Below are 26339 nucleotides of genomic sequence, written 5' to 3'. Positions count from 1 at the left end.
AGGTGAAGCTCATGAATATTGAATTCATAAGCCTCACCTTTTTTATAACAATCTTATTCATCTTTAAATGCACATTCATCCTTAAACTGGGTACACTTTTTTGAAACGCTCGCAAACTACTAACATATCAGGTGAGAATTCTTTATCATATTCCTTTAGTGATTCAGTAAAGAATTTAACATGAGCATCCCACCAAAAATCATAATCCCCTTCCCCTTCTGCTAAAGCAAACTCCTCTGTTACCTCATTCATAGCAAGAACTTCCACCGATTCCACTTGAATAATAGCGACAGGTTCATTGTTACTATTTAATACAATAGAATATTCCCCTGCTTTTGGAATATCCTCCTTTTCTATTTCATAAAAAATAAAACCTGATGTTGTCGCCGTTTTCTTTCCTTCCACCACAAGCACTGCTAACCAATCTGCTTCCACTCCAAATTGAAATGCCTCTCTATATACTAAATCCTTCTGGGTTTGAGTTTTACAGAATTCATCCCAATAACGTTGTACATCACTCATTGATAGTCCTCCCTCAGCATACTGTATATTTCTAAGTCTACTATTCCTTTACCAGACCACAAAGATGCTTGCCTTATTAATCCTTCCTTTATAAATCCATTCTTAATAAGCACCCTTTTAGAATTTTCATTTGCAGGCATTACCTCTGCTTGAATCCGATTCACTTCCACCTTATTAAATAGAAAGGAAATAATGATACGAACTGCCTCTGTTGCCAATCCCTTTCCCCAATAATCCTCTGCTAAAAAATAACCAATAGTCACCATATTTACTTTCTGATTAAAATCCATTACTTCCATAATGCCTACTAACTTACTTCTATCCTTTTTCGCAAAGATCCCCCACTTTATTCTACTTTTCTTGTGGAAATCTCGTTCAAAATGGCCAATCATTTTTTCTACTGTTTGTATTTTATGTTTAGGGATGATTCCGCAATATTCGAATACTCTTTCGTTGTCATAGATTGTAAATAGATCATGTAAGTGTTGATCCTCTATTTTCGTTAGAATTAATTCGTCTGATTCTATCACAGGAAATAAAGCAAATATCTTCTCTAGATTCATATATACCTCTCCTTCAACTCCAACACCCTTGATACATGAACCAAAAGAGATCCTTATTTCCTAAACAAGAATGTCAGTATAATAACCACTGTACTTATATTCGAATTTATTTATAATATTTCCTTCTTTTTTACATCTATATAAAGAAAAGAGCCTTCTCATAAGAGAAAGCTCCACATCTAAGAAATTAATACACATCTTTCTGATAACGTTTAGACTTCTGCATCTCAGTCACATACGCTTCTGCAGCTTCACGATCTAAGTTACCCTCTTTTTCGACGATAGTAATTAATGCCTCATTCACATCTTTCGCCATATATTCCTTATCACCACAAACATAGAAATGAGCGCCACCTTGAATCCACTCGTACAATTCCTTGCTGTTTTCTAACATTCTATGTTGCACATAAACCTTTTCCTCCGTATCACGGGAAAAAGCAGTTGTTAAGTGTGTTAATACATTATCTTGTTGGAATTTTTCTAACTCCTCTTGATACAGATAATCTGTAGAAGAATGTTGGGCACCAAAGAATAACCATGACTTCCCACTTCCTTTTCTGATAGAAAGCTCTTGGATAAAGGCACGGAATGGAGCAATACCAGTTCCTGGTCCTACCATTATTATGTTTACATCCTCTGATTCAGGTAGATGGAAATGTTTGTTTGTTTGAATAAAGATTGGAAGTGTATCATTTACTGCAATACGCTCTGCACATTGTACAGAACATACCCCACTTCTATCTCTGCCATTAGAGTTATATCGAACAGCACTAATCGTTAAATGCACTTCATCTGGATTTGCTGCAAGACTACTCGAAATCGAATACAGTCTCGGAGGCATTTTTCTTAATAACGTCACAAACTCTTCTGCCGTAGTATTCCATGGTCCAAAATCACGTAACATATCTAGTACATCTCTTCCATACATATACTCTTTTAATTGAGCTGCATTTTCTGGAGCTACAAGATTTTTTATCTCTTCATTATCCGTTAAGTTTGAAGCTGTTTGAAGAATTTTCTTTGTTAATAATGTGATTTCAAAATAGGTTGTTAAAGCTTCCTTTAAAGGAAGTTGTTCTCCTAGTTTATTAATAGGTACTAATGCTTCCCCATCCCATTTCATTTCAGAAATAAGTTCTTCCACTAATTGAATTTCATTCTCAGGAACAATCCCTAAAGTATCCCCAGGATTATAAGTAAAGCCTGATCCTTTTAATGATAATTCTAAATGTCTTGTTTCTCTATTAGAACCTTCCAGATTTAAGTTAATATTTTTCAATACCGTAGCTGGAAAAGGATTTTTTCTTGAGTAAATAACTTCTGTTTTATTTGTTTCTACTATATTATTTTGCATACGTTCAATCTCCTATTTTAATAATACCTTTAATAATAAAGGAAAGTCACAATAGTAGCAAAAAAATTCACACGAAATGAATGCATATAACAGTATCCTTATGCACTATTTATGCCCTTTATTCAGATTTTTCATATTTATATTCTAATTCATCAATAACATCATTATATTCTACAAATAAATCATGTCCATTGAAAAACCATAAATCTGTTTCTTCTACAAATAAAGTAATACCCTCTGCTTCTATATAGATAGTCACTTCACTCGGCTTATCTTCTATTGTAAAAGCTAATGCAAAACCTTCTTGAATTGGACTAGTTCCATAGATCTGTGGATAGAATCTTACTGCTTTTCCTTCGCTTAGTCCAACTTCTTCTTTAAACCAGTCAATTGCATCACTACTCACTTTTATAATCATATACTTGACCTCCTTTATAAATTTATTGATATCTCTATCATAATAGATTCTTGTATTTTTAACCTGTATTTTGTATTCATTTTACGAAAGATTTCACATCTTATGTAAAATAAACCATTAACATCTCCATCATTAGTCTAATTCTAACTTATGTGCAAGTAAATAGAATTGCTTTGCAAGATAATGTGGTGTATAGGGCATATCGTTGCGAAGCCAGGATACAATAGTACCAATAAGAGCAGATGATCCGTACCATATAGCAATATCCTTTTGAATTTCATCTTTCTCTTTACCCAGTTTCTGCATACCCTTTTGCTCTATTCTTTTGGTTATCATTTCCCTTACTTTCTTTGATAACCTTTCTATAAAAATAGGCGTTTTTTTAGAACCTAATGTGCCTTTATAAAAATTTGCATTCTCTGCAAAATGTTCAAGCATGCTTGTCAACATAAGCCAATCCATACTATTATCATCTTTTTCGTTCATTTTACTGTAGATTATGGTTTGAATATCCTCTATCATGCTGTCCGCCATTTTTTCTAGCATATCTGGGATATCTTTATAATGAAAATAAAAAGTTACTCGACTGATAGTTGCTCGTTCCGTAATTTTACTAACTGTCATTTTTTCTATTTCCATTTCTTCTAATAATTCTACAAAAGCATTTTTAATTAATTGTCTCGTCCGAATAATACGTGGATCGGTATGATTCTTAGAATGACTCAAGTTGTTTCCATTCCTTCCATAATATGAGATGAACAATATAGTTACTATTTGTATTAAATAGATTAACTAACTTACATATAGTATTAATATGTTAAATAACTTACAGTTTCACTGATATTGTAAATTGCAAATTTCTTTTGACTGTATATAATCTATTTTATGCAATGTTCATTATCTTACACAATGTTCATTAAGTCTATAGCTATCATAGAAAGGAAGTTTTTAATTGAGCAATAATATAAACACTGTAAAAAAAGGGCCCATTCTATTTATTATGATCTTAGGTGCTTTTTTAGCCACATTAAATCAAACGTTAATGAGTGTAGCCACTCCTGAACTTATGGTAGATTTCAATATATCTGCTGCAACCGCACAATGGTTGACAACAGGTTATATGTTAGTAAACGGAATACTCATTCCAATTACTGCATATTTAATGCAAAGATTCTCCACTCGTCAACTCTTTCAAGCTTCTATGGTTATCTTCCTAATTGGAACCATCATATCAGCTGTTTCAACAAGCTTTCCAGTTCTTTTGACAGGTCGTATGGTTCAAGCAGCAGGTGCTGGTATTATTATGCCTCTTCTTACTAACGTAATCTTCTCTATCTTCCCTGCTAATAAAAGAGGTGGAGCAATGGGTATGGTAGGATTCGCTATCATTTTTGCTCCTGCAATAGGACCAACATTAGCTGGTTATGTTATTGAAAATTATAAATGGGAAGTAATGTTCTACGGAATGATTCCTTTTGCCATTCTCGTGATTATTTTTGGTTTTATTTATCTAAAAAATGTTTCAGAAACAAAAGCTACTAAATTAGATATTCTTAGTGTTATACTTTCCACAACTGGTTTCGGAACTTTATTGTATGGCTTTAGTAGTGCAGGTAGTAAAGGATGGTCAAGTGCGGAAGTGTTAGTATCTATTGCTATTGGAATTATTGCACTTGGATTATTCTCTTGGAGACAGTTAGCATCCAAATCACCTCTATTGGATTTAAAAGCATTTAAGTATAATATGTTCTCTCTAACAACCATTATCAACATTGCCATTACGATGGTCATGTATACTGATATGATATTACTACCATTATATCTACAAAATGCTCGTGGATATACAGCTTTAGAATCAGGGTTACTATTATTACCAGGTGCACTTGTAATGGGCTTCTTGATGCCGATTACTGGAAGATTATTTGACCGCTACGGCGCAAAATGGCTATCTGTTATTGGAATCATTATCATGATCATTACAACAATTGGGTTTGTTGATTTGACTGCTACCACTAGCTATAGTTATCTAATTCTAATGTCTACTTTCCGCCGAATTGGAATGGCTTTAATGTTAATGCCTATTCAAACAGCAGGTTTAAATCAGTTACCTGCTAAATTAACGGCACATGGTACAGCAATCTCTAATACCATTAGACAAGTAGCAGGAGCAGTAGGAACCTCTCTTCTTGTAACTGTTATGACAACACGCACAGAAACACATCTTACAGACATGATGACAACTGGCGGCTCATCTCAGGAACAAATGATATTGAATGCTACTATACAAGGAATTAATGATGCTTATCTTGTTATAGTAGGAATAGCTCTAGTTGGCTTAGTTCTATCTTTCTTTATCAAACGTGTAGATTCCACTTCAGAAATTAAAGCTGAAGCTAAAGAAGAGAAGACAGTGAGTCAGAATACAGCTACAAAGTGATGAGCTAAAAAATTTATTATAAATATATGCAAAATACCAAAGGAAAAAAGCCCAGACTTCATTATCGGGGCTTTTTTTTCGTGTACTTATAACTAAAATTATTATTCCGAGAAACAATACTTCCTTAATCTCTTTCGCACTTATTAAGTACCGCAAACGCCTTTTACCATATTCAATAATCTTTCACTTTCTTCTTCCGTAACATTCTCATATAACCTTGCCCCCGCAATAATAGGCAGCCATTCAAGTATTTCTCCTTTAGAAATGCTATTATCCTTACTATATAACTCTAGATATTGCTCTGCTAAAAATTCTGAGAAATGAGATAGTAATACAAAAGTACGACACACATCAGCACGTAAATCTCCAGCAGTAGCATCTACCCAATCAATAATACTACCTTTTCCCTCAAATATTATAAGATTATAAGGGTGAAAATCCCCATGACATAAACTGTCTTCATATTTAAAAGAATTCAATTTCGTTAATAAGATAGTTTTCTGCTTTTCTGTTAAAGAAGAAGCACCATCAATATGTCGATATAATCTTTCACTCAAAGATTCAATAGCATCTGATTGCACTTTAACTGCATGTATCACTTTTTGATTTTCCACCAATATATTTAAATAATGTTCCACTGACTCTTTATTTTTCAACATAAGCTCCCCTAATGTTTCGCCACGTATATACTCCATTATGATTGCCTGTGTTCCATCAATCTTCGTTACTTCCAACACCTTAGGTACAGAAAGGCCACAGGAATAGGCATATTCTTGTTTCTTTGCTTCATTAACAGCTTCAGTTGGTGGTAAGTACTCTTTAAAAATTTTTACGATATTATTATTTAATAGATAGAGATTAGCAGTATTACCAGTAGCAATAGGGTTTCCTAGTGTCATAAGAACCTCCACATATTAGTATTATTTTTCTTATTAACGTAGATTTCCTACTATTCTATGCCATACTTTCTAAGTATTTTCCTATTTGCGAAGGAATATGGAATACTCCTAACGAAGAATTATGTACTAAAATCAGGAGGTTAAAAATGAAAAAGCGCCATGTTGTTTTATTTAATCAATTAGAAGCATATCGAAGCCATCTTTTAGCCGTTTTAAATGATGTAACACAAGAAGGGACTGAAGTGATACCAAGGGGATTTCGTAATAATATACACTGGAACCTAGGCCATATCTACTTAGATCAATACTTATGGATACAAGCTTTAACGAAGGAGAAAATAAAATCAATTGAGGACTTTGAGCAGTGGTTCGGTTATGGTACGTCACCTAGCAACTTTACTATTGATACTCCCTCCTTTGAAACTCTAATTCCTTTACTGACTCATCAGCCTTCTGTAATCAAGGAGATATACGGAAGTAGATTAGAGGAAGAATTTACTCCAACTGGAATGGGGATGCATACCATCGAGCAAGTTCTAATTCGAACGATATTCCATGAAGGAATGCATCTGCAAACTATACTTGATATAAAAAAAAGCATATAAGGGATTATTTTCCATAATCCCTCTATCATTCATATCCATATGTTTCGCCATTCTTTAATTCAAGCTGTTTGCCATTAATTTCAATCATACTATTACTCTTCCAATTTACTTTGACATTATCTACCTCTTCTTCTAGATAGATAGCTTTCTTAAACCAAAGTGGTCCTTGCAGTTCTCCTCTTATTCCGAAAGATCCAGTAGCTCCTTGATCCCAGGAATAAAAGTCAATAGAATAAGCTTCATCTGGAGATTCTGTTGACATAATAACAGCACTCCCTCCCCAAAATAACTTAAACAAAACAATCAATAATAATCCAAGACAGAGTAGCAGAGTTAGACTAACGGTAGTCCAACTTTTGAGTAAGTCTTTACCATTTCTTACTCCTCTAAAGCCTATTAACCCTAAAATAAAAAGAGCAAGACATATTATAAGGAATATTTCATTGGGAAAATGCACTTGCCATTTTTGATCCAGAAACGCATAAAAAGAGTAACAAGCATATGCTACAAACAGCAGCGCTAAATAAAACGATACATTATTTAGTTTTTTAGCTATCATATATATCCTATTTTCCTTATTAGTAAGATTCTTTCACTCGCGAGTTGTAGAAGGATGATTCTATTAATAGGTCCGAACAGGAGAAATGAGATGAAGATAAGATGAATTTTCCACAGGCTCAATTAAGACAGGTCTCATTGAACCACCAAAGCTTAACCTAATCTCACTTTCTCTTATTACCTTTAAAGCATCCATTAAAAAATTCCCATCTAATGAAATGTTTAATTCTAATTCACCAGTCATACTATTAATATTCTGTGTTTCTTCTATTCTTCCTATTTCTGAAGAGTTTGAAGAAATCTTTATTTTAGTAGCATCTATTATTTCTAAATTCACATTATTATTCTTCCATTCACTAGCAAAAAGACATGCTCTATCCATCCCTTTTAACAGTTGCTTCGTATCAAGGGTAATGGTTGTCTTAGAAGTTTCAGGTATTAGTGCTGAAACATTTGGATAATTCCCCTCCAATAATCGTGAATAGAGAGAGGTATCATTCGATTTAAACACTATATAACTGTCTGTTACAAATAGTTGAATTAATCCTGTTTGATTATTAATTAATTTAATAAGTTCATTTAAACTTGTACTCGGTATAATGATTGAACCATCTAGATTTGAATCTATTGTAAGCTCTCTTAATGCTAGGCGATGAGAATTTGTTGCAACACATGTAAGTTGATTTTCTTTGAATATCATATTAACACCTGTCAAGACTGGTCTGGTTTCACTCTTTGATGCTGCAAAAGCTGTCTGCTTTATCATTTCAATCAAGTCTATGCAAGGAAGTTCAACCTGCTTGCTTTCATCCAAAATTGGAAGCCGTGGATATTCCTCAGAATTAAAACAATTAAGTCTAGTAATAATTTCATTCGATTTTAGGGTAACAATTTGCTTTTTGTTCACGGTAAAGTATATTTTATCAGGTAGTTTTTTCACTATTTCACTTAAATGTTTTGCAGCTAATACAACACTACCCGTCTCAATAACCTCTAATACCCTTTCACCATCGGTCGTTAAAGGAATAACTTTTTCAATAATAATATCTGAGTTACTTCCAACAAGAACTAAGCCATCTTCATTTGCAGTTATTTTAATACCTGACAGAATTGGAAAAGGTGTTTTTAAAGATACCGCTTTACTAACATCTGATATTGCTTTATTAAAAAAATCACTATGTATAATAAATTCCATCAAAGTTCAACTCCATTTAGCTATTTACTATGAAACTTCGACAAATATCTTCCTTTTCCTTTTCCATTCTGCAAGAGTTCGCATCAGACAAACCATTTTAAGATAGAAATCAATAAAAATACTTACAGTGTCTTATCGTCATTTTCTAATTCTTGCTGTATTAATACGTTTCTTAATTCCATTCTACGTTTCTCTACACCTTTCCACCTTCTGAAAGTCAGTATAGAAAATATAGAAACAATAAAGTATTTAAACGTTATCTCGTCTTTATTTTGATGAATAATTTTTTCCAAAAAACTCACCTCTGTTAATGATAGTTTAAAAGAATCATAATTAAAAAAGTACATTGATTTCTTATGGGTTAATTTCTCCAAGAATATACTGTTTCAAAGTCAGCTATTAAATGTAATCTCTTTACTAGGATAAACATCCGCAAACCAGCGTAATACTCCGTTATGATGATTAATAATTTGTTGAGCAGTAATCTCTAATGAATCCCAAGTACTATGTGTATCAGAAGCTAAAGTGACCTTATACTCCAAACTAAAAGCTCTTCTACACGTTGTATCGACACAAGCCTCTGTTTGAATACCTGCAATTACTAAATGTTTTATCTCTCGTTTTTTCAATTCATCATCTAAAGAAGTATAAAAAAAGGAGTCAGGGGTAGTTTTTTGAATAATTATATCTTGATTCATCGGTGTAATTTCAGGATGAATATTCCAACCCAATGTTCCCTTTTCTAAAGGGTGACCTACTGGGCCGTTATGTTGTATAAAGAAAATCGGTGTTTTGGTAGAACGTGCTTTTGCGATTAAATTCTTCAAATTTTCTAGCAGTATTTCCCCTTTGTACACTACATTTCCTTCTTGATACATCCCAGTTTGAACGTCAATTACCAATAGAGCTTTTTTCATTCTTTCATCTCCTTAGAACATCAAAAAAGTAGTGATCTTCATTATCTTTTTAGGATTAACTGTTGGCTTAGATAAATAGAAAAGAACTACTTCTAATCTATTCTTTGAATCATTATAAATATTAAACTATACTGTTTTTTTACTAAACGTTAACTTATCCATTCCCTCAATCTCTATACTAAAAGGATGGAATTTTGCAGCTTGCTCTGAGAAGTACCAGCGACGATTACTCTTTACTATGATAAAAAGACCCATTTCGTCTCCTACTGGAGTTAATCCTTCACTGTCCTCTTTCCAATTAGGAATACCGAGTTCATTTAGTTTTCTTACCATTGGAATTACTTCATCTGTTACAACTCCAATTTCACTTATATTGAGAAGATCTTCTGAAGAGAAATTATGTTCAACCCCATTTTTCAAGTTATGACGAGCTATTAATTCTATTATATTTCCAGAAGGATCTTCGAAATAGATAGCATGAGCATTCCAACTCTTGAAAAATACTTCATCAAGATTTTCTTCCTTAGTTAATTCCACCTTTGTCTGAATCCAAAATTTAGCTTCTGCCATTTTATTTTCAGGAATATTTATAGCAAAATGATAGAATGGCTCAGAATCTACTGGAGATTGCTTAAATGTAACAGATGTAAAACCTACTTTTACTGTAAAATAATCAGAGCTCTGTGTAATAATTCTAAGCTCAAGGATGTCCCTATAGAAGTTTTTCATTTCATTTATTCTATTCGTTAGCAAGGAAATCTCTTTAAACTTCATTATTTTATTCCCCATTCCTTTTTACAATATATGCTAATTTAATCTCGATACCTTTTCTACTAATATGCTCGATAGTCACTCAAAAACTAGTAAAAAGGGCATTAAATTCTCATAGACAACTTCACTCTTAACCATAATAAGTATTTATTAGCCGTTACTTGGTTTGTCACTTCTTTAGTTATATTCACGTTCCAAGAGACAATTTTTGTAAACTAATCTGTAGCTCTTCAAGATTTAGCCAGAATGATTCATTGCATGGAATGAAAAACTACTTTATAATAAATCTATAAAAAACTAACGAACGTTAGTTTTTTTATTTCATTTACGAATAAAGAGGAGAGATTTTTTTATGGCTTGGTTTTTTCTTATTGCAGGAGGTATCTTAGAGGTCGGTTGGGCTTTAGGATTATCCTATTCAGATGGTTTTACAAAAATCGAAATAGTGATACCAACATTGGTATTAATGATATTAAGCTTTTACTTTTTCTCTAAAGCATTAAATTATTTACCAGTATCCACTGCATATGCTGTATTTACTGGTCTTGGTTCGTTTGGTACTGCTATTGTAGGAATGTTGTTCTTGGGTAATACAGTAAGTCCCCTTAAGATTTTCTTTGTCATTACATTGATTAGTTGTATTATAGGCCTGAAATTTATACCAGATAAGCAAGAAAAGGAGGAGGTTCTATAATATGAGCTGGTTATTTATCGTATTAGCAGGGTTTATGGAAGTCGGAGGAGTAATAACCTTAAAATTATCAGAAGGGCTCAAAAAGATAAAACCAACACTCGCTTTTATTTTCTTTATGCTTGCTAGTCTTTTTCTTCTTTCCCTTTCACTCAGGGATATCCCAGTTAGTATTGGTTATGGCATATGGACAGGTATTGGAGCAGCTGGAAGTGTACTATTAGGAATGTTTGTATTCAAAGAACCTAGAGACATGAAAAAACTTGCTTTAGTTGGTGGTATAATCATTAGTATTGTAGGTTTAAAGTTAGTATCTTAATGAATTATTGAGGTGTAGACTAGTGAGCAAAGGTGAAGAAACCAAGAAGCGAATACTAAAAAGTGCTCTTAACTTATTTTCCACTAAAGGCTATGAAATGACTTCTATAAGAGATATAGCAATAGAAGTAAATATTAAAGCACCTTCTATTTATGCTTATTACTCCAGTAAGGAAGCGTTATTTGTTAGTGTCTGTGATTTTGTCATGGAAAACTATGTTATTTTTATACGAAGTCATTCAAGTACTATTAGCCATTTGTCCATAGAGAATAAATTATACACGTTATTGAAATCATTAAACGATTACTTTTATGAAAATGAATTAGGGCACTTTATTAACAGATATTTTATCCTACCACCTGATCCATTTAAAGAGGTATTACTCCAACAATATATAAAATCAGAAGTGGAAATTAAAAAAATACTTTTTCCTATTTTAAGTGCTGAATCTGACAAATTTATAGCTATAGATACTATTATTGCTTCCTTCTTTAGTAACTTAGATGGCATGCTAGTATATATGATTAATTTTTCACGGGATGATTATGAAAAGAGACTAAGAGAGTGTTGGGAAGTGTTTTGGCGTGGAATTCAAAAACATCCTATATCCTGAACGAATCCCATGCACATTGATATTGCCCCTACCTTTAAAACAATCAGAGTAGATGTAGATCTAACTGATTGTTTTTTCTTTAGAGCCCATTTTCTATTAAACTTATTACTCTACTCTTACCTGCCCGTTTATCAACTGCTTTAATTTATCCTCTGTTCTATCAAGCGGTGTATAAATACTACAACGCAAATCATTATCACCTTGTACCTGCAAGGAAGTAAGATTATACAGCATTTTCCCCGCCTTTGAATGGCGAAACTCAATGACCACTTCTGGAGCCGAGCTAACCTCACTTTCATTCCACATATGATTAAAGACTTGATAATTCTCTGTCATTTTTTGAATAAAGTCTGTATACCATTCATCAGCGAGATATTGTCCTACATAGGTACGAAAAATAGACATAAATCCCTTCACAAAATCTTCCCAGTTAACAGCTAATGCTTTTAATTCTTTCCTAGAAAATAGGAGTTCTATCAGATTTCTTTCTTCTTTTACAATTTTGCTAAAATCTAGAAATACTTTAGCTGCTGCCTCATTCCACCCAACAATAAACATGCGTCTATCTGTAATAATGGTTGGACAAAAACGTAATTCTTGCAAAATTTTCTCTAAAGAAGGAGTAATGATAAGCTCCTCTTCCATTTCTTCTAGCTGACTACTTCCTTCATCAAGTGCTAATCCATACAAATATTTTCGTTCATCTTTATTTAACTGTAGTGCATCACAAACAGCATCTAATACAGATATGGAAACCTTAATATCCCTACCTTGCTCTAACCAGGTATACCAAGTTGTACTAACACCTGCTAACTGAGCAACTTCCTCTCTACGGAGCCCTATTGTTCTTCTTCTACTTCCACTAGGAAGTCCTACCATCTGAGGCAAAAGTTTTGAGCGTTTTGATTTTAAAAAATCAGAAAGAGCTTTTAACCTAGTAGTTCTGTTCAAGAAAACAGCCACCTTTCGTTAAGATAGTACTATTTATACTAGTATAAACTACAACTTGTAATAGGATAACAAAAAGCTAAAATAAATAAAAAAGGCTATGGAGGAATTGATATGAAGCGAGTAGTCATTACGGGAATGGGAGCAATCTCCCCTTTAGGAAACGATGTAAATACATTATGGGATCATCTTTTAGAAGGGCATTCCGGAATCAGTTTGATTGAACATTTAGATGTATCAAATTCTAAAACTAGAATAGCAGGAGTGGTAAATGATTTTGATGCAGAAGCAAGATGGGGAAAAAAAGAAGCAAAGAAATTAGATCGCTTTACACAATTTGCTTTAGCAGCAGCTGAGGAAGCACTTGATTCCTCTCAATTAGACTTAGAGAATGTAGATAAAGAACGATTAGGTGTATATGTAGGCTCTGGAATTGGCGGGTTAAACTCACTCATAGATAACGTAAATATTTTAAACGAAAGAGGTCCAAGCAGAGTGAGTCCTAACTTAGTACCAATGATGATTTCTAATGCAGCCGCAGCCCAAATTAGTATTCGTCTTGGTGCACAAGGCCCTTCTCTTTCTCCAGTAACAGCATGCTCCATTGGAAACACCTCCATTGGAGAAGCATTCCACTCTATTAGGAATGATGATGCAGATATTATGTTTGCTGGTGGAGCAGAAGCAGCGATAAACACGCTATCTTTAGCGAGCTTTGGAAATGCTAAGGCTCTGTCTACTAGAAATGACGACCCCACTTTAGCAAGTCGTCCCTTTGATTCTGATAGAGATGGTTTTGTCATGAGTGAGGGCTCTGGCATTCTAGTTTTAGAAGAATTAGAACATGCCTTAAAAAGAAATGCTCCTATACTTTGCGAGGTGATTGGATATGGAGCAAGTTCTGATGCCTATCATATGGTTGCTTCTCATCCAGAAGGAACAGGAGCTTATTTAGCTATGAAAAATGCCTTAAGAAAAGCACAAATTACACCATCACAGATAGATGTGATTAGTGCCCATGCAACAAGTACAAATGTAGGAGATTTATCTGAAACAAAAGCAATAAAAAGACTTTTTGGCAGTCATGCCTACGATATGCCAATAACAGCTAATAAGTCAATGCTTGGACATATGCTGGGAGCATCTGGCGGAGTAGAAGCAATTGCCCTAGTAAAGAGTTTGCAAGAAGGGATTATTCCACCAACCATTAATTTAATCCAACCTGATCCAGAATGTGATTTAGATTATGTGGCAGAAGGAGCAAGAAAAACCCCCATAACTATTGGCTTATCTAATTCTTTTGGTTTTGGTGGTCATAATTCGGCTATTGTTTTAAAAAAATACGAATAACATAGAAAGAGGAGATAAGCTTATTTGCTTGTCTCCTTTTTTAATAAAAAAGGAATAAAGAGCAATTTCTCTTTTCTTACATAACTCAATATACTTAAAAATATGACACAGTTATTATTCGATATCTAGGTCACCAAAATGATAAAATAGATAAAAATATGGAAAGAAGGAAAGGAGTTAATATAGTGGAAACACATGATTTAGAATCAATAAGAGGAACACTATTAAACCGTACTATCACCTTTCCCGACGGAACCTCAGTCCCTTGCCTTGGCCAAGGAACCTGGTATATGGGAGAAAACCCACAAGCAAAAGCGCAAGAAGTAAAAGCATTACAATTAGGACTAGATTTAGGTATGACACTCATCGACACAGCTGAAATGTATGCAGATGGTAAAGCAGAAAGTATTGTTGGGGAAGCAATCAAAGATCGAAGAGATGAAGTATTCTTAGTATCTAAGGTGTATCCTCATAATGCTGGACTCAATAAAATAAAAACAGCTTGTGAAAATAGCTTACAGAGATTAGGAACAGATTATCTTGATCTATATCTTCTTCATTGGAGAGGAAGAGTTCCACTTGCAGAAACAATTGAAGGATTAGAAAGACTCAAAGAAGAAGGAAAAATCCGTAGATGGGGAGTATCAAATTTTGACACATCTGATATGAAAGAGCTATTAGCTGAAACTAATGGGGAAAATTGTGTAACTAATCAGGTACTCTATCATTTGGGTTCAAGAGGCATTGAATATGATCTACTTCCTTGGCAAAAAAAAAACAATATGCCCATTATGGCTTACAGTCCCCTTGCTCAAGGTGGAACATTAAGAAAACAATTATTAAATGATCCTATTCTAAACAAAATTGCTGAGAACTATCAGGTCAAACCATTGCAAATAGCCCTTGCATGGACAATGCGTTCCAACCAAGTCATTGCCATACCAAAAGCAGTACAGGAGAAGCATATACTCTGGAATGCTAAGGCTGCTTCCATTGAGTTAACAAAAGAAGACCTTGTTCAACTAGATCAAGTATTTACACCACCTACACGGAAAATGCCTTTAGATATTATTTAAACCAATGGACATGTCATTCTTGGGCATGTCCCTACTTTTGCTCTTCACATAAAAAACTTCTGTCGTAACAACCATAATCTCTACAATTTGCTCAGACATATATTGAGGGGATTCTAAAAACCCTTCTTCTATCCATCGAATAATAACTCCTGCTATTCCATGTGATCGGTAAATATATAGCCAGCTTGGATTAATATGTACTCTACCCTCAAGCTCATAGTCATATTGATACAACCATTCATGCAGATGCAGGTTATACTAGCAGATAATTTGGCAGCATAAAAAAAATCCACTTAACGTAAAAGTTAGGTGGATTTTCTCTCTATCCATTAAAATGCTGGAATAGCCGTCTCATCATAATTTTTTTCTAAAAATTCTTTTACTGCATCACTAGTCATTGCTTTAGCTAGTTTTTTGATTGCATCTGAATCTGCATTATCTTCTCTAGCAACTAACGTAATTGCAAAATCATTTTCAACACCTTCTGTTAGTAAAGCATCACTCTTTGGAGTTAACCCTAGTGGAGCAGCATAAGCAGGTGTCATAATAACAGCATCTGCATCATCATAAGATCTAGCAAGCATTAATAAATCTACTTCTTTAAACGTGTAGTTTTTTGGATTATCTTTAATATCAGCTAATGTATAGTAGTTACCCTCTTTTTCACCCAAAGTAATCATATCATGCTGAGCTAATAACGAAAGGGAACGGTCGATATTCGAAATATCATTAGCAATAGCAATGACAGAACCTTCTGGAAGATCGTCCATTGCTTGATACTCTTTCGAATATAAACCATAGTTAGCAAAATAAATGGCTTGCACTGGTACAAGATTTGCATTATTGCTTCTATTGAATTCCTCCATATAAGGAACATGTTGGAAGAAGTTAGCATCTACTTCTTTAGCAGCAAGTGCCGTGTTTGGCTGTACATTGTCACTCAATACAACGATATCAAGATTAACGTTCTCTTTCGCTAATTCTGGCTTTACTAGCTCTAAAATTTCCGTCATTGGTGGAATTAAAGATGCTACTTTCAATGTTACTTCTTTCTCTTCCGCTGTCGAAGATTCTTCTGTTTTCTTTTCTTTATCTGCTTGACCGCAAGCCCCTAATAAAAAGGCAGCCATTATCGTTAGAAAAAGTAATTTTTTCATTATTTTCCTCCTGTTGTTTTACCTTTTATCTATTATTCTAGATACCGTTGTTCCAGTAAATTGGATAAACTGTACCAGTATAACCATAATAATTATCATATATAGCATTAAATCCGTCTTAAATTGCTGGTAACCATAACGAATAGCAAAGTCACCAATTCCACCACCACCAACTACTCCCATAATAGTAGAGTAAGAAATAAAACTAATAATGGATGTGGTTAACCCTAAAACAAGACCAGATCTTGCTTCTACATATAAAAACTTAAAAATAATTTCTCGTAAAGATGCCCCCATAGAAACTGCTGCTTCTATCACACCCTTTGGAACATCTAATAAAGATTGCTCAACAAGGCGTGCATAATGCGCAATAGCAATAATAGCTAATGGAACAGTCGCTGCTGCTGTGCCTAATGCGGTTCCAATGATGAGCCTTGTAAATGGAATTAAGAAAACGACCAATAAAAGAAATGGAAAAGAACGAATAATATTGACCAGTAAATTTAAGGTAGAATATACGACTCGGTTCTCCATCATTTTTCCTTTTCTACAGAGAAAAAGCAAAGTACCCACTGGTAAGCCTATGAATATGGCTGCTAAAATAGACACACCAACCATAATAAAGGTTTGACCAATCGATCTCCAAATCTCATCCTCATACTGAAGCAAAATATCAAACATCGTCCACTTCACCGCCTTTTGTTAGCTGATCAACAAACCACTCAGGACTATCATGAAGATGCTCTACCCCTTTTGGTTCAATAGATACCGTTTGAAAGACTTTACCTTCTGCCATCACTGTCACTCGATTACAAATACTCTTAATCACTTCCATCTCATGACTAACAATAACAATCGTAACATGCAACTTCTGATTAATTTCCTTTAGAACTTCTAGGATTTCAGCTGTAGTGTTAGGATCAAGAGAAGAAGTAGGTTCATCACAAAGTAATACATCTGGGCTATTTGCCAATGCTCTAGCTATTGCCACCCGCTGTTTCTGTCCTCCACTCAACTGAGCAGGATATTTCTTTGCCATCTCCTTCAAGCCAACAAAATCTAAACATTGCTCTACTCGTTGGTGTCTTTCTTGTTTCGGATAGTTCGCTAACTCTAAAGAAACCAGTACATTTTCAAAAACAGTTTTATTGGATATTAAGTTAAATGCCTGAAATATCATTCCAATAGATTTGCGAGCTTTCCTCAATTGCTTAGGCTTCAAGTTAGTTAGTGTTTCTCCATTAACTATTACTTCACCATGATCTGGGATCTCTAGCAAATTCATTAGCCTTAGTAGTGTTGATTTTCCTGCACCACTAGCTCCAATGATTCCATAAATTTCCCCTTTATGTACATCTACATTCACTGCTTTAATTGCTTCAAAATGAGAAAAACTTTTGCTCACATTATGTAATGAAATCATAAAAATCCCCCTAATCTTATGCAGGGTAAACACAACGAATCTAATTATAACGGATAACGCTTTTCCTGTGAAGCATGTGGACAAACTGTTTATCCGCTGTAGGTTTTTTGGAGTGAATAATAACCACTTAATTACCAGTTATGTATGATTTCTCTTCTTATCATGCAATCCTAACTGTTCCTTAGAATCTCTTGGATAAAATACCCACTCCAAATACATACTACCACTAGAAAAATAGTAGGGAGGTGTAATATAATTGACGAATTTTACAACAAAGGAACTAGCTTTTATTGAAGATGAAATTCGGGCAGAAACCATTACGGCAAAAACAATGAATTGGTGCGCCTCACAGTGTGAAGACCAAGAACTTAGAGGAAAACTAGAAGAAATGGCAGAAAAACATCAATTAAAAATTGCTGCACTTTCTCAATATTTTAACAGAAACAACCATATACAGTGAATGAGGTGATGAAAGTGCCTAACAATATTGCAGGACGTGGGTTAACAGATCGTGAAATGCTTCAGCTTTGTTTAGAGTTAGAAAAAGGTCGATGTAGAAGTATTAGTTCAACCATATTAGAGACTACACATCAAGAGTTAAGAGATATTTATCAAGATTGCTTAAACAATGCTAGTAAAAATCAATATGAAATTTACTCTATAATGGGACAAAAAGGCTGGTATAAGACAGAACTCGCAATGCCCGAGCAAATTAATCAAGTGCAAGAACTTATGCAAAATAACTTACACCCCGATAATCAATTTTAATAGGAATTAGTCCCGAATAGTGTCTATTCGGGATTTTCTCTGCAAATAAAAGGGAATTTGAAATATAATTTGCATCTTTGTTGCGGTTATTCTTGTTTTTGTTGTGATAAGCGCTGTTTTTGTTGCGCTAATTCATTTTTTGTTGCGATAAGCGCTGTTTTTGTTGCGTTAATTCATTTTTTGTTGCGTTCCTCCCCCTTTGTTGCGTTAATTCATTTTTTGTTGCGATAAGCGCTGTTTTTGTTGCGTTAATTCATTTTTTGTTGCGCTCCAGCCAGTTTTGTTGCGTTCCTCCCCCTTTTTGTTGCGCTCAACCCTTTTATTGCATTTTTGCCTCTCTTTCTTGGCGCTCCAGCTTCTTTTGTTGCGCTAATTCATTTTTTGTTGCGCTCCAGCCAATTTTGTTGCGATCCTCCCCCTTTTTATTGCCATTCCACCAATAAAAAAGGGTTATTTATATTCTCACATGTATATAACGAATCTTGTGTCATTACCCATCAACTAGTCATATGCTACAGAAACTGCTTTTATAAGAAAGGTGAGAAGAATGAATTTTAATTCATATAATAACTACAGACATATGACACATGGTGGGGGACATTCAAACTGGGGACATGGACATGGACACGGACATGGTCCTGATCATCAATGGAATCATGATGGTGGCAATAATGGCTATCATGGAGGTGGAGGTTATGGTCATCATGGACATTATCCTTATTACCCAGGATTTGCAGCTGGTGCAGCTACTGGTTTATTACTTGGAGCAGCTGCTACACCTGGTCCCTATTCTTATCCATATCCAGCTCCTTACCCAGTACCTGCATATCCGTACCCAAATTATCCTTATTCTCCATATCCAAGCCCTTACTATCCACAAGGCTATTAAGCTAAGAGAAAAAGCAACAGATCCTTTAGGAGCTGCTGCTTTTTTCTATTTTATTGCTATTATCGTAAACTCCCATGGAATATTTTCTTGATTCCAGCCAGGATGCTCATCAAACTTTTTCATAGTTAAACCAGAAGTAATAACAGCATTAATTATGTCACTAAGTGTATAAAATCGAAGGGAAATCTACTTGTTCTTCTTCACTGAAATACTGTTTATAGGCAATATCCTGATTTTGTGGATGATTATTAAAATATGTAAGTTCATACATTAAATCCTCTGTAGTACACCTTTTGATCGGATGAAAATCACTTAATATAAGCACCCCTTCTTTCTTGAGAAGCCTACTAAGTATGTGAATAAACTTTTCTAAATCATGAAAATAGTGCAAAATCCCCCCCTCTAAGTACAATATATCAAAGTGATTGGCATATTCTCCTAAATTAATATCATAAATATCTCCTACTACATAAGAAATAGAAGTATTGGCATAGTGCGCTAGTTCTAATGCGTACTTCTTATTTTCCTCGGAAATATCAAATACGGTGACCTCCGCGCCTAATAATGCAAGTGGTACTGCCTTTCTGCCATTTGATCCACAAAGGTTTGCAATCCTTTTTCCTTTTACATCTCCAAAATAAGATTGATGCTTCTTTAAACTCTTTTGAGGGTCCCTGCTTAATTCCTTAGCTTTTTGCTCAGGAGTGCCATCTCTTTTCATCCAAAATTCGTATGCCCGATATTCCCATGCCTTTTTATTCTTATTATTACGCTCATTCATGAGTAAAGTCTCTTTTCTCCTTGTTCTATTCCATCAACCAGCAATCACGAAATTCTCCTTCATGAAGTTCATTTTTAGGTAAGATCAGCTCCATAGTAGCCCCCCTAAAAGTTATTCTTCTAAAATTCGGTAGGGAGTTCGTTTTTTCCTACTTCATTAAGAATATTGCTTGTATCCCTTTTTCCAACAAAAGAACAGCTTCAATGCCCACTCTAAAAGTGTACACAGAAACTGTTCTTAAGCTTCCCTCTGAAATGTCCAATAATTGTTCAGTAAAAAATTAACGGTTGGAATAACCAATATGGTCACCACTTCGCCAATTAAATAATGCAGATGAAGAATATGCACAACCAAGTAAAGTAGGAGAATATTTAAAAGAAATCCTATTAAAGCAACAACGGAAAATCTCCATACTTTCTGGCGATCAATGTTGCTTCCAAAGGTAAAACGGACATTTAGAATAAAGGAAAACACTGTCATAACTACAAAAGCAATAGCAGATCCTAGTACAGGTTCAAACCTTCCTAGCTCCACTATTAGGAACACACAAAGAAAATAAATAGCCGTAGTAATAATTCCTACAAAACTATACTTAAAAAACTTTACTATAAACTCCTGACGTAAAAACATGTTCTACCTTCCTATTTCACTTATCTGAAAACAGTATTAATCAAATCGTAAAGATTCTCCAAGAAGTTCAGATATCTCTTTCTTTTTAGATACTGGCTTTAACTTAAACTGCTTTTTATTTATTAAAAGAATTAATTGTATGAAGATAATTGGCAAATTAGATTTTTTATAAGCTAAATATTTCGGTTCCCAATTTGTTGCGAATTTACTCTTAAAATCTCTTAGCCCTTTAAAATTGTATTTTTTATTACCGTAAAGATAAACAAGACGAATCATCTTTTCGCTAATAAAAGCATGCTCACAAGTACCCACATTAGCAAGTGGAGCCATCCCTAAGCTGCTATATTGGTAGCCATTTTCTTTCGCCCAGATAAAGATATTTGCAAATAAAACATCCATTGTTCCATGAGGACAATCTTTTATCTTTCTCATTAAATCAATGGTAATTGTTTCTTTATAGTCTGTAGCTAATGTGGCAAAAGCAAGGATATTCCCTTCTGGATCACGAAATATAGCAACTGGGAAGCGCGAAACATAATCCTCTTTAAAGGATACTACAGAAAAGCCTTTCTCCTTTTCCTTACCAAGCCAACTATTCGAGATTTCCTTTATCTCTGTTAATAGTTTATTGGAATGAGGTGGTTTCATAATACTAAATTCATATCCACTTTTAGAAAACTTATTCATTCTATTCCGTAGATTAGCATTCTTTTTACCTTCCATGGAATAATCACTTAACTTTACTACTGCTTCTTCCCCTAGCTTTGCAAAGCGAAAACCTGAATCATGGTAACACTGCATATGACGAGGATGCACCTGATAGAAAACTGGCTTCACTTTTTTCTCTAGACAAAACTCACTAAATTCTTTAATGGCTTCTTTTATATGCTGCTCTTCTCCAATTGGATCACCAAGTACTACATATTTATTAAAAACCTGTTTATATACTATTAATACATTCTGATCTCTTGTCCAGAATAGTTCTTTATCTTTTAAGAAAATAAGATGCGTAACATGATTGCCCCCTTTTTCCTGTAAAAAGGTTAGCAATTCATCATATGAAGTATCTATTTTATTATCTACTACTTCTTTCTTTATACGTTGTTTCAAAAGCATTCGTCGTTTCCCCCTGTTAAAAATGACAACATACCTAAACTTGATAATATCATATAAATGTACGATGCATAGATAGTAAATATTACTACAGAATAAAAAAGAGGGTATTTTCATTCAATTTTCTGGAGAAAATAGATGAAAATAGCCCTATTTTTATATTATTAACTTTATTTTTTTCGAAATAAAATGAGAACTAACAAGACTAATTACCTATTCATTTAGATATAAATCGAATAACACGGCTCATAACAGTGGGAACAACCGAACCATGATTCTCCTCTGGTGCAATATAATAATCTACAGTGTAATGATGGTTACTAAATAGACTCACTAGCTCTTTGGAGTCATCTACCATAAAATCTTCCTTCTCCCCCACAGAAATAAATACTTCTTTTTGCTCCGTAGGACTTTGTTCCAAGAATTCTTTGGTCATTTGTAATAATTCTTTTCCATTCCACCAAACGGAAGGACTAATGGATATGTATTTCTGAAAATAATCCTGATGATGAAATAAACACCAAAGAGTAAAATACCCTCCTAAAGAATGACCAATGATGGATTGCTCGTTCGTATGTACAGGATACTTTTCCTCGATTATTGGCTTTAATTCTTCTTGAATGAAAGTGAGAAACTTATCAGCATGCCCATATTCCAAATCATCTGGAAATTTACCTAATGTACGTTCTGGTAATTCTAAATGATCTGCAGGACCAGTAAACTCTTTCATTCGTTTTAGTCCCATTTCTGCTGCCTTATGACCAATACCTACCACTACTGCAGGTCTAACACCTGTTTTTTCGAAGCTAAAGCTTTGACCTTTTACAATATCACGCGCAAAACCAAAGTGTGTAAGACCGTCTAAAATATAGTGAACAGGGAAACCATTCTCAGGAACTTCTGTATCTGGAATATAGACTTCTATATCATAATCTGTTTTAGTATGAATGGATTGTATGGATAATTGTGGCATTGGCATTTTCTCCCTCAATTTCTATGTTATAATGTTGAAAATGATAATCGTTATCATAAGTTTAGTCAACCTAGGAGAGGAATTTATTATGGATTTATCCTTCAATCAAGTTTTAGACTTTTTTTCTAAATCAGACTTACAATATTTAAAGATATTTTCTACCACTTTATCGGTTGACCAACAAGATATAGATTAGTAAAGCAGTGATGAAAGGAATGTCAAACTATCGAAACTTTTATTCCTGTAATAGTTATGGTTATGGATTTACGGAGGGATTTTTAAAAAGAAAAAAATCATTAAGAATACGAGTTAACTTCTTGATTTGATTAGTTATAATATAAGGGACTAAAGTAAAAGGCAAGATGCCATTGCATCTTGCCTTTGCTTATATTTATCCCTCTTGTACTGGCTCCCCAGCTTCCATCAATACTTTGTTTCCTCTTAAGAAGAAAGTCAAAATCACCATGAATACTCCTGTACCGATTAATAGCCATTCTATCTTAATCAAGTCAGCAATTGGCCCAAAAATAAGCATTCCCATTGGCATCATTGAAGTAGAAATCATTCCCATTACACCGAAAACTCTACCCAAGTACTCTTCCTTCACCTTCTCTTGTAAAAGAACCGTCGTTGGCGTATTAAATATAGGCATCGCCACACCAAAGATAGCCATGAAGAGTAAATATATCCAAAAAATCGGTACAATTCCTAGTGCAAAAGTGCAGAGTCCCATGACTAAGCTCGCTAGGGCCATGGTTTTCACCCTATTTTGGAACCCTCCCCAAGAAGCAATCAACCCTCCACCTATCATCATTCCTATAGAGAAGGCAATTTCGATAGCAGTAAGTCGCCATACATCATCTCCATAGCTTCTTGTCACTTGTAATGGAGTTAAAAAGGCTGCTGGTGCCATTAGTACAAAGAAGACTGCAAAAAACAGAAAAAACTTCTTTAAAAAAGCATGATTCTTTACATATTCTATGCCTTCTTTAAAATCACTAAAATAACTAGTGGTCTGTTTTTCCATCGCTTTTTTATGCAATGGTATTTTCAAAAAGACAAGTAAGGTTCCAATTCCGATTACCGCTGTAATGACATCAATGAAGAAAATAAACTCAATAGATGCCATGGTTAATAGTGCTGCACTAACCATTGGAGACACAAACATAATGACTGCTTGAATACTCCCATTTACTCCATTTACCTTTGTAAGCTTTTCACTTGGAACAATTTGTGGCAATATCGCGCTAACAGCAGGCATTTGTATGCCAGTTCCAAATGCGCGAATAGCTGCCATTACAAAAAGAAGCCATGTTGCATTGTATCCCATTAAAAACAGTATGGCTAGAACGAGAGTAGCCAAGGCAATGAGCCCATCAGAAAGCATGATCAACAACTTTCGATTATAGCGGTCTGCCCAAACTCCTGCGACAGGTGACAAAATAAAGGTTGGAATAAATCCACATATAATAAACAGTGTCATCATAAGTCCAGATTCTGTTTCTAAAGTGATATACCACATAATCGCATATTGAACCAATGAAGAACCAAATAGAGTAATCGTTTGACTGGTTAAAAACAAAATAATATTCCTTAACCAGTTTTGCTGAGAATTTTCGTTTATTTTATTCATAGAATAGCCTCACATTTCTAGATTATTTTTTTGTCATAGAAAGACCCATTCTGATATATTTTAAAAAAACACAGCAAAAAAGAGGGAAAAATCCTCCCCTCTTTTAAATAACCGTTAAATGTAGGTTTCCTTAAAATAGACAGATCAATCCCATGCTCTTTATAGGAAGAGCAATCAAATCGTATTAAATTAACGTTTGAACATTGGGAATCTTAATCTCATTGATGCTGTCAAAAGGAACACCTCCATTTCATTATAATAACTTAATAGTATCAAATAACACCTCTAGATGCCATTGCTTTACGAGAAATTGTTTAAATCAATTATTTTCAATTTGTGCTGAAATCTGCCAAACTACACCATATTTATCTTTTACTTGCCCATAAGATGGACTCCATGGTGTTTCTTGTAGGGGCATAACAACCGTGCCACCTTCTAATAGTTTTTCATATACGCTTTTTGTCTGTTCTACATCATCTATAAGTATTGCTACATCTACTTGTGCACCTGTTTCATAAGGCTGGCCAGGGAATGTATCAGATAACATTAGAAAGGTACTTCCCACTTTTAATTGTGCATGGACTACACGATCCTTTGCTTCTTCTGGAAGAGGAAATTCTGGGTTTGCTGGAAACTCTCCGTATGTTTGAATGCTTAAAACTTCTGCTTCTAAAGTATTTTTATAAAACTCGACAGCTTCTTTTCCATTACCATTTGTTCTTAAATAAGCATAAGCTCCTAAAATCATGAAATACACCTCTTCTGTTTATTTTATTCCTTCTGTCAGTTCATTTGTTGGGATCTTCTTAAGTTTAACCAATAGCTGTTTTTACTTATACATCTATTACAGCTTCAACAGATTAACATGGTGTAGATGCTACTTTATTATAACAAACAAAACAAATGTTCGGTATGAAAAAGTAGAAGCTAGCGAAAAAATTTTTAAGAATTTCTCGCTAGCTTCTATAAATTAGTCATAAGGTGCATATTTCATTATAAGATTTTAATTTCCTCTAAGCTTCTCTAACTGTTCCTTATTAAATCCCTTTACAATCAACCAGATTGCCAAGCTCATTTCAAATACACCTACTGGTAGAGCAATAATTCCTTTCACTGTGGACATCGGCTCTATTACTCCAAACATTTCCAATATACCTGCTATAAATACTGAAAGTGCTGTAAACATCCCGAATAATCCTAATGGTTTAGGTACTAAGCGTGTTCTAACAAGCAAGTAACTATACATAAAAGTATTTAGACCTAACATGAGGTTTGGACCCAACATAGAAGTCCAGCGGTGAAAAGACTGCAAAACTAATCCTGTTGCTAGCAAATTTTCCTCATTTGGAAAGCTCCCTCCTGCATAAGATATACTAAGATGTACTATGCCTAGTATGCTTACCAGCCCAATTGCAATAAAAACAGCTTCCATAAAGCGAAAACAAAGATACCCTAACGCAATTTGCTCATTCCACTGACGAAGATAAGGGTAAAGCATGACCGCTGTACCTATAGCTGTCGCAACCAGTAATAAATCGTTTATAACACCAATCAAAACCCTTGTTTCAAATCCATTTAACACAGACAAATACCACTCTTCCGACAAAACCGGCTTATAAAAAATGACTGCTATAATGGAAGTAACCGCAGCTGTTATATAAAAAATACCGATTATGATTCCATTTATTCTATCTTTAGTCATATTGATTCTACCTCCTAAAATGATGTACCTATGA

Annotated in this window: 33 protein-coding genes; 10 read left to right on the top strand and 23 right to left on the bottom strand. The window is 34.2% G+C overall.

The window, feature by feature from the left end; all coding sequences use genetic code 11:
- Nucleotides 1–81: 81 nt before the first annotated feature.
- The 5 genes from F9279_RS03140 to F9279_RS03120 all read right to left on the bottom strand — a co-directional run bounded on the left by F9279_RS03140 (nucleotide 82) and on the right by F9279_RS03120 (nucleotide 3583).
- On the bottom strand, nucleotides 82–522 hold the full coding sequence (locus tag F9279_RS03140) for an ASCH domain-containing protein (RefSeq protein WP_152111306.1): 441 nt from the start codon (nucleotides 520–522) through the stop codon (nucleotides 82–84).
- Nucleotides 519–1085 (bottom strand): GNAT family N-acetyltransferase, encoded by a 567-nt coding sequence (locus tag F9279_RS03135; protein WP_152111304.1) that lies wholly within the window; start codon nucleotides 1083–1085, stop codon nucleotides 519–521. The genes F9279_RS03140 and F9279_RS03135 overlap by 4 nt, the downstream gene beginning before the upstream one ends.
- Before the next feature lie 187 nt (nucleotides 1086–1272).
- The gene (locus F9279_RS03130; protein WP_152111302.1) at nucleotides 1273–2439 is read right to left on the bottom strand and encodes a sulfite reductase subunit alpha; all 1167 of its coding nucleotides are present in this window, start codon (nucleotides 2437–2439) and stop codon (nucleotides 1273–1275) included.
- Between the two features lie 118 nt (nucleotides 2440–2557).
- Entirely contained in the window at nucleotides 2558–2857 is a 300-nt protein-coding gene (locus tag F9279_RS03125; RefSeq protein ID WP_152111300.1) for a HesB/YadR/YfhF family protein, read from the bottom strand.
- A gap of 132 nt (nucleotides 2858–2989) precedes the next feature.
- Nucleotides 2990–3583 carry a TetR/AcrR family transcriptional regulator gene (locus tag F9279_RS03120; RefSeq protein ID WP_226793162.1) on the bottom strand — a complete coding sequence of 198 codons (594 nt, stop codon included), beginning with the start codon at nucleotides 3581–3583 and terminating at the stop codon, nucleotides 2990–2992.
- A 274-nt stretch (nucleotides 3584–3857) separates the two neighbouring features.
- Here F9279_RS03120 and F9279_RS03115 point away from each other — a divergent pair, with 274 nt between their 5' ends.
- Nucleotides 3858–5294 carry a DHA2 family efflux MFS transporter permease subunit gene (locus F9279_RS03115; RefSeq protein ID WP_152111393.1) on the top strand — a complete coding sequence of 479 codons (1437 nt, stop codon included), beginning with the start codon at nucleotides 3858–3860 and terminating at the stop codon, nucleotides 5292–5294.
- A 143-nt stretch (nucleotides 5295–5437) separates the two neighbouring features.
- Here F9279_RS03115 and F9279_RS03110 read toward each other — a convergent pair whose 3' ends face one another.
- On the bottom strand, nucleotides 5438–6193 hold the full coding sequence (locus F9279_RS03110; protein WP_152111298.1) for a phosphotransferase family protein: 756 nt from the start codon (nucleotides 6191–6193) through the stop codon (nucleotides 5438–5440).
- Between the two features lie 146 nt (nucleotides 6194–6339).
- Between F9279_RS03110 and F9279_RS03105 the strand changes: the two genes are divergently transcribed.
- Nucleotides 6340–6798 carry a DinB family protein gene (locus F9279_RS03105; RefSeq protein WP_152111296.1) on the top strand — a complete coding sequence of 153 codons (459 nt, stop codon included), beginning with the start codon at nucleotides 6340–6342 and terminating at the stop codon, nucleotides 6796–6798.
- A 25-nt stretch (nucleotides 6799–6823) separates the two neighbouring features.
- Here F9279_RS03105 and F9279_RS03100 read toward each other — a convergent pair whose 3' ends face one another.
- From F9279_RS03100 to F9279_RS03085, 5 genes are all read right to left on the bottom strand, one after another.
- Nucleotides 6824–7357, bottom strand: coding sequence for a DUF5412 family protein (locus F9279_RS03100; RefSeq protein WP_152111294.1), 534 nt, complete (start codon nucleotides 7355–7357; stop codon nucleotides 6824–6826).
- Nucleotides 7358–7420: 63 nt separating this feature from the next.
- Nucleotides 7421–8551, bottom strand: a complete 1131-nt coding sequence (gene dnaN, locus F9279_RS03095) for a DNA polymerase III subunit beta (RefSeq protein WP_152111292.1) — start codon at nucleotides 8549–8551, stop codon at nucleotides 7421–7423.
- 122 nt (nucleotides 8552–8673) lie between these two features.
- Nucleotides 8674–8844: a hypothetical protein gene (locus tag F9279_RS24930; protein WP_193224422.1), complete on the bottom strand. Its 171-nt coding sequence runs from the start codon at nucleotides 8842–8844 to the stop codon at nucleotides 8674–8676.
- Nucleotides 8845–8943: 99 nt separating this feature from the next.
- Nucleotides 8944–9468 carry a cysteine hydrolase family protein gene (locus F9279_RS03090; RefSeq protein ID WP_152111290.1) on the bottom strand — a complete coding sequence of 175 codons (525 nt, stop codon included), beginning with the start codon at nucleotides 9466–9468 and terminating at the stop codon, nucleotides 8944–8946.
- A 126-nt stretch (nucleotides 9469–9594) separates the two neighbouring features.
- Nucleotides 9595–10242 carry a VOC family protein gene (locus tag F9279_RS03085; RefSeq protein ID WP_152111288.1) on the bottom strand — a complete coding sequence of 216 codons (648 nt, stop codon included), beginning with the start codon at nucleotides 10240–10242 and terminating at the stop codon, nucleotides 9595–9597.
- Nucleotides 10243–10591: 349 nt separating this feature from the next.
- Between F9279_RS03085 and F9279_RS03080 the strand changes: the two genes are divergently transcribed.
- The 3 genes from F9279_RS03080 to F9279_RS03070 are packed head-to-tail and all read left to right on the top strand — an operon-like array spanning nucleotide 10592 to nucleotide 11862.
- On the top strand, nucleotides 10592–10933 hold the full coding sequence (locus F9279_RS03080; RefSeq protein ID WP_152111286.1) for a DMT family transporter: 342 nt from the start codon (nucleotides 10592–10594) through the stop codon (nucleotides 10931–10933).
- A 1-nt stretch (nucleotide 10934) separates the two neighbouring features.
- Nucleotides 10935–11249 (top strand): DMT family transporter, encoded by a 315-nt coding sequence (locus F9279_RS03075; RefSeq protein WP_152111284.1) that lies wholly within the window; start codon nucleotides 10935–10937, stop codon nucleotides 11247–11249.
- Between the two features lie 22 nt (nucleotides 11250–11271).
- Nucleotides 11272–11862 (top strand): TetR/AcrR family transcriptional regulator, encoded by a 591-nt coding sequence (locus F9279_RS03070; protein WP_152111282.1) that lies wholly within the window; start codon nucleotides 11272–11274, stop codon nucleotides 11860–11862.
- A gap of 105 nt (nucleotides 11863–11967) precedes the next feature.
- Here the strand turns inward: F9279_RS03070 and F9279_RS03065 are convergent, their stop codons facing one another.
- Nucleotides 11968–12813: a helix-turn-helix transcriptional regulator gene (locus tag F9279_RS03065; RefSeq protein ID WP_152111280.1), complete on the bottom strand. Its 846-nt coding sequence runs from the start codon at nucleotides 12811–12813 to the stop codon at nucleotides 11968–11970.
- A 111-nt stretch (nucleotides 12814–12924) separates the two neighbouring features.
- On the opposite strand from F9279_RS03065, the gene fabF reads away from it, so the two are divergent.
- Nucleotides 12925–14160 carry a beta-ketoacyl-ACP synthase II gene (gene fabF / locus F9279_RS03060; RefSeq protein WP_152111278.1) on the top strand — a complete coding sequence of 412 codons (1236 nt, stop codon included), beginning with the start codon at nucleotides 12925–12927 and terminating at the stop codon, nucleotides 14158–14160.
- 185 nt (nucleotides 14161–14345) lie between these two features.
- The gene (locus tag F9279_RS03055) at nucleotides 14346–15236 is read left to right on the top strand and encodes an aldo/keto reductase (RefSeq protein ID WP_413463186.1); all 891 of its coding nucleotides are present in this window, start codon (nucleotides 14346–14348) and stop codon (nucleotides 15234–15236) included.
- On the opposite strand, the gene F9279_RS03050 is transcribed toward F9279_RS03055, so the two are convergent.
- The 4 genes from F9279_RS03050 to F9279_RS03035 form a co-directional block, all read right to left on the bottom strand.
- Nucleotides 15222–15470, bottom strand: coding sequence for a TetR-like C-terminal domain-containing protein (locus F9279_RS03050; protein WP_152111274.1), 249 nt, complete (start codon nucleotides 15468–15470; stop codon nucleotides 15222–15224). The two genes, F9279_RS03055 and F9279_RS03050, sit on opposite strands and share 15 nt — an antisense overlap.
- A gap of 95 nt (nucleotides 15471–15565) precedes the next feature.
- The gene (locus F9279_RS03045) at nucleotides 15566–16393 is read right to left on the bottom strand and encodes a MetQ/NlpA family ABC transporter substrate-binding protein (protein WP_152111272.1); all 828 of its coding nucleotides are present in this window, start codon (nucleotides 16391–16393) and stop codon (nucleotides 15566–15568) included.
- Between the two features lie 18 nt (nucleotides 16394–16411).
- On the bottom strand, nucleotides 16412–17074 hold the full coding sequence (locus F9279_RS03040; RefSeq protein ID WP_152111270.1) for a methionine ABC transporter permease: 663 nt from the start codon (nucleotides 17072–17074) through the stop codon (nucleotides 16412–16414).
- Nucleotides 17067–17816, bottom strand: coding sequence for a methionine ABC transporter ATP-binding protein (locus F9279_RS03035; RefSeq protein ID WP_152111268.1), 750 nt, complete (start codon nucleotides 17814–17816; stop codon nucleotides 17067–17069). The genes F9279_RS03040 and F9279_RS03035 overlap by 8 nt, the downstream gene beginning before the upstream one ends.
- Before the next feature lie 256 nt (nucleotides 17817–18072).
- Between F9279_RS03035 and F9279_RS03030 the strand changes: the two genes are divergently transcribed.
- The 3 genes from F9279_RS03030 (at nucleotide 18073) to F9279_RS03020 (ending at nucleotide 19473) form a co-directional block, all read left to right on the top strand.
- A complete protein-coding gene (locus F9279_RS03030; RefSeq protein ID WP_152111266.1) occupies nucleotides 18073–18276 on the top strand; it encodes a hypothetical protein in 204 nt (67 codons plus the stop codon).
- A 14-nt stretch (nucleotides 18277–18290) separates the two neighbouring features.
- On the top strand, nucleotides 18291–18584 hold the full coding sequence (locus F9279_RS03025; RefSeq protein ID WP_193224421.1) for a spore coat protein: 294 nt from the start codon (nucleotides 18291–18293) through the stop codon (nucleotides 18582–18584).
- A 547-nt stretch (nucleotides 18585–19131) separates the two neighbouring features.
- On the top strand, nucleotides 19132–19473 hold the full coding sequence (locus F9279_RS03020) for a hypothetical protein (protein WP_152111262.1): 342 nt from the start codon (nucleotides 19132–19134) through the stop codon (nucleotides 19471–19473).
- A 160-nt stretch (nucleotides 19474–19633) separates the two neighbouring features.
- Here F9279_RS03020 and F9279_RS03015 read toward each other — a convergent pair whose 3' ends face one another.
- From F9279_RS03015 to F9279_RS02985, 7 genes are all read right to left on the bottom strand, one after another.
- The gene (locus F9279_RS03015) at nucleotides 19634–20254 is read right to left on the bottom strand and encodes a class I SAM-dependent methyltransferase (RefSeq protein ID WP_226793159.1); all 621 of its coding nucleotides are present in this window, start codon (nucleotides 20252–20254) and stop codon (nucleotides 19634–19636) included.
- A gap of 237 nt (nucleotides 20255–20491) precedes the next feature.
- A complete protein-coding gene (locus tag F9279_RS03010) occupies nucleotides 20492–20884 on the bottom strand; it encodes a GtrA family protein (RefSeq protein WP_152111259.1) in 393 nt (130 codons plus the stop codon).
- Between the two features lie 36 nt (nucleotides 20885–20920).
- Nucleotides 20921–22000 carry a phosphatidylglycerol lysyltransferase domain-containing protein gene (locus F9279_RS03005; RefSeq protein ID WP_193224420.1) on the bottom strand — a complete coding sequence of 360 codons (1080 nt, stop codon included), beginning with the start codon at nucleotides 21998–22000 and terminating at the stop codon, nucleotides 20921–20923.
- A gap of 214 nt (nucleotides 22001–22214) precedes the next feature.
- Nucleotides 22215–22970, bottom strand: coding sequence for an alpha/beta hydrolase (locus F9279_RS03000; protein ID WP_193224419.1), 756 nt, complete (start codon nucleotides 22968–22970; stop codon nucleotides 22215–22217).
- A 391-nt stretch (nucleotides 22971–23361) separates the two neighbouring features.
- Complete coding sequence (locus F9279_RS02995; protein WP_152111253.1) at nucleotides 23362–24603, bottom strand: MFS transporter; 1242 nt, start codon at nucleotides 24601–24603, stop codon at nucleotides 23362–23364.
- A gap of 319 nt (nucleotides 24604–24922) precedes the next feature.
- Complete coding sequence (locus F9279_RS02990; protein ID WP_152111251.1) at nucleotides 24923–25351, bottom strand: VOC family protein; 429 nt, start codon at nucleotides 25349–25351, stop codon at nucleotides 24923–24925.
- Between the two features lie 255 nt (nucleotides 25352–25606).
- On the bottom strand, nucleotides 25607–26305 hold the full coding sequence (locus F9279_RS02985; RefSeq protein WP_152111249.1) for a DUF4386 domain-containing protein: 699 nt from the start codon (nucleotides 26303–26305) through the stop codon (nucleotides 25607–25609).
- Nucleotides 26306–26339 lie beyond the last annotated feature (34 nt).

This window comes from Bacillus sp. B1-b2, from assembly GCF_009183415.1.
GTDB lineage: Bacteria > Bacillota > Bacilli > Bacillales > Cytobacillaceae > Niallia.
Note: the sequence above shows the minus strand (reverse complement) of the source record. Positions and strands in the feature narration are given on the sequence as shown.

Excerpts from the sequence above, each read along its gene's own strand:
- F9279_RS03140 (WP_152111306.1), bottom strand. The coding sequence starts at position 522 with ATGAGTGATGTACAACGTTATTGGGATGAATTCTGTAAAACTCAAACC.
- F9279_RS03135 (WP_152111304.1), bottom strand. The coding sequence starts at position 1,085 with ATGAATCTAGAGAAGATATTTGCTTTATTTCCTGTGATAGAATCAGAC.
- F9279_RS03130 (WP_152111302.1), bottom strand. The coding sequence starts at position 2,439 with ATGCAAAATAATATAGTAGAAACAAATAAAACAGAAGTTATTTACTCA.
- F9279_RS03125 (WP_152111300.1), bottom strand. The coding sequence starts at position 2,857 with ATGATTATAAAAGTGAGTAGTGATGCAATTGACTGGTTTAAAGAAGAA.
- F9279_RS03115 (WP_152111393.1), top strand. The coding sequence starts at position 3,858 with ATGATCTTAGGTGCTTTTTTAGCCACATTAAATCAAACGTTAATGAGT.
- F9279_RS03110 (WP_152111298.1), bottom strand. The coding sequence starts at position 6,193 with ATGACACTAGGAAACCCTATTGCTACTGGTAATACTGCTAATCTCTAT.
- F9279_RS03105 (WP_152111296.1), top strand. The coding sequence starts at position 6,340 with ATGAAAAAGCGCCATGTTGTTTTATTTAATCAATTAGAAGCATATCGA.
- F9279_RS03100 (WP_152111294.1), bottom strand. The coding sequence starts at position 7,357 with ATGATAGCTAAAAAACTAAATAATGTATCGTTTTATTTAGCGCTGCTG.
- dnaN (WP_152111292.1), bottom strand. The coding sequence starts at position 8,551 with ATGGAATTTATTATACATAGTGATTTTTTTAATAAAGCAATATCAGAT.
- F9279_RS03090 (WP_152111290.1), bottom strand. The coding sequence starts at position 9,468 with ATGAAAAAAGCTCTATTGGTAATTGACGTTCAAACTGGGATGTATCAA.
- F9279_RS03085 (WP_152111288.1), bottom strand. The coding sequence starts at position 10,242 with ATGAAGTTTAAAGAGATTTCCTTGCTAACGAATAGAATAAATGAAATG.
- F9279_RS03080 (WP_152111286.1), top strand. The coding sequence starts at position 10,592 with ATGGCTTGGTTTTTTCTTATTGCAGGAGGTATCTTAGAGGTCGGTTGG.
- F9279_RS03075 (WP_152111284.1), top strand. The coding sequence starts at position 10,935 with ATGAGCTGGTTATTTATCGTATTAGCAGGGTTTATGGAAGTCGGAGGA.
- fabF (WP_152111278.1), top strand. The coding sequence starts at position 12,925 with ATGAAGCGAGTAGTCATTACGGGAATGGGAGCAATCTCCCCTTTAGGA.
- F9279_RS03045 (WP_152111272.1), bottom strand. The coding sequence starts at position 16,393 with ATGAAAAAATTACTTTTTCTAACGATAATGGCTGCCTTTTTATTAGGG.
- F9279_RS03040 (WP_152111270.1), bottom strand. The coding sequence starts at position 17,074 with ATGTTTGATATTTTGCTTCAGTATGAGGATGAGATTTGGAGATCGATT.
- F9279_RS03035 (WP_152111268.1), bottom strand. The coding sequence starts at position 17,816 with ATGATTTCATTACATAATGTGAGCAAAAGTTTTTCTCATTTTGAAGCA.
- F9279_RS03020 (WP_152111262.1), top strand. The coding sequence starts at position 19,132 with ATGAATTTTAATTCATATAATAACTACAGACATATGACACATGGTGGG.
- F9279_RS03015 (WP_226793159.1), bottom strand. The coding sequence starts at position 20,254 with ATGAATGAGCGTAATAATAAGAATAAAAAGGCATGGGAATATCGGGCA.
- F9279_RS03010 (WP_152111259.1), bottom strand. The coding sequence starts at position 20,884 with ATGTTTTTACGTCAGGAGTTTATAGTAAAGTTTTTTAAGTATAGTTTT.
- F9279_RS03005 (WP_193224420.1), bottom strand. The coding sequence starts at position 22,000 with ATGCTTTTGAAACAACGTATAAAGAAAGAAGTAGTAGATAATAAAATA.
- F9279_RS03000 (WP_193224419.1), bottom strand. The coding sequence starts at position 22,970 with ATGCCACAATTATCCATACAATCCATTCATACTAAAACAGATTATGAT.
- F9279_RS02995 (WP_152111253.1), bottom strand. The coding sequence starts at position 24,603 with ATGAATAAAATAAACGAAAATTCTCAGCAAAACTGGTTAAGGAATATT.
- F9279_RS02990 (WP_152111251.1), bottom strand. The coding sequence starts at position 25,351 with ATGATTTTAGGAGCTTATGCTTATTTAAGAACAAATGGTAATGGAAAA.
- F9279_RS02985 (WP_152111249.1), bottom strand. The coding sequence starts at position 26,305 with ATGACTAAAGATAGAATAAATGGAATCATAATCGGTATTTTTTATATA.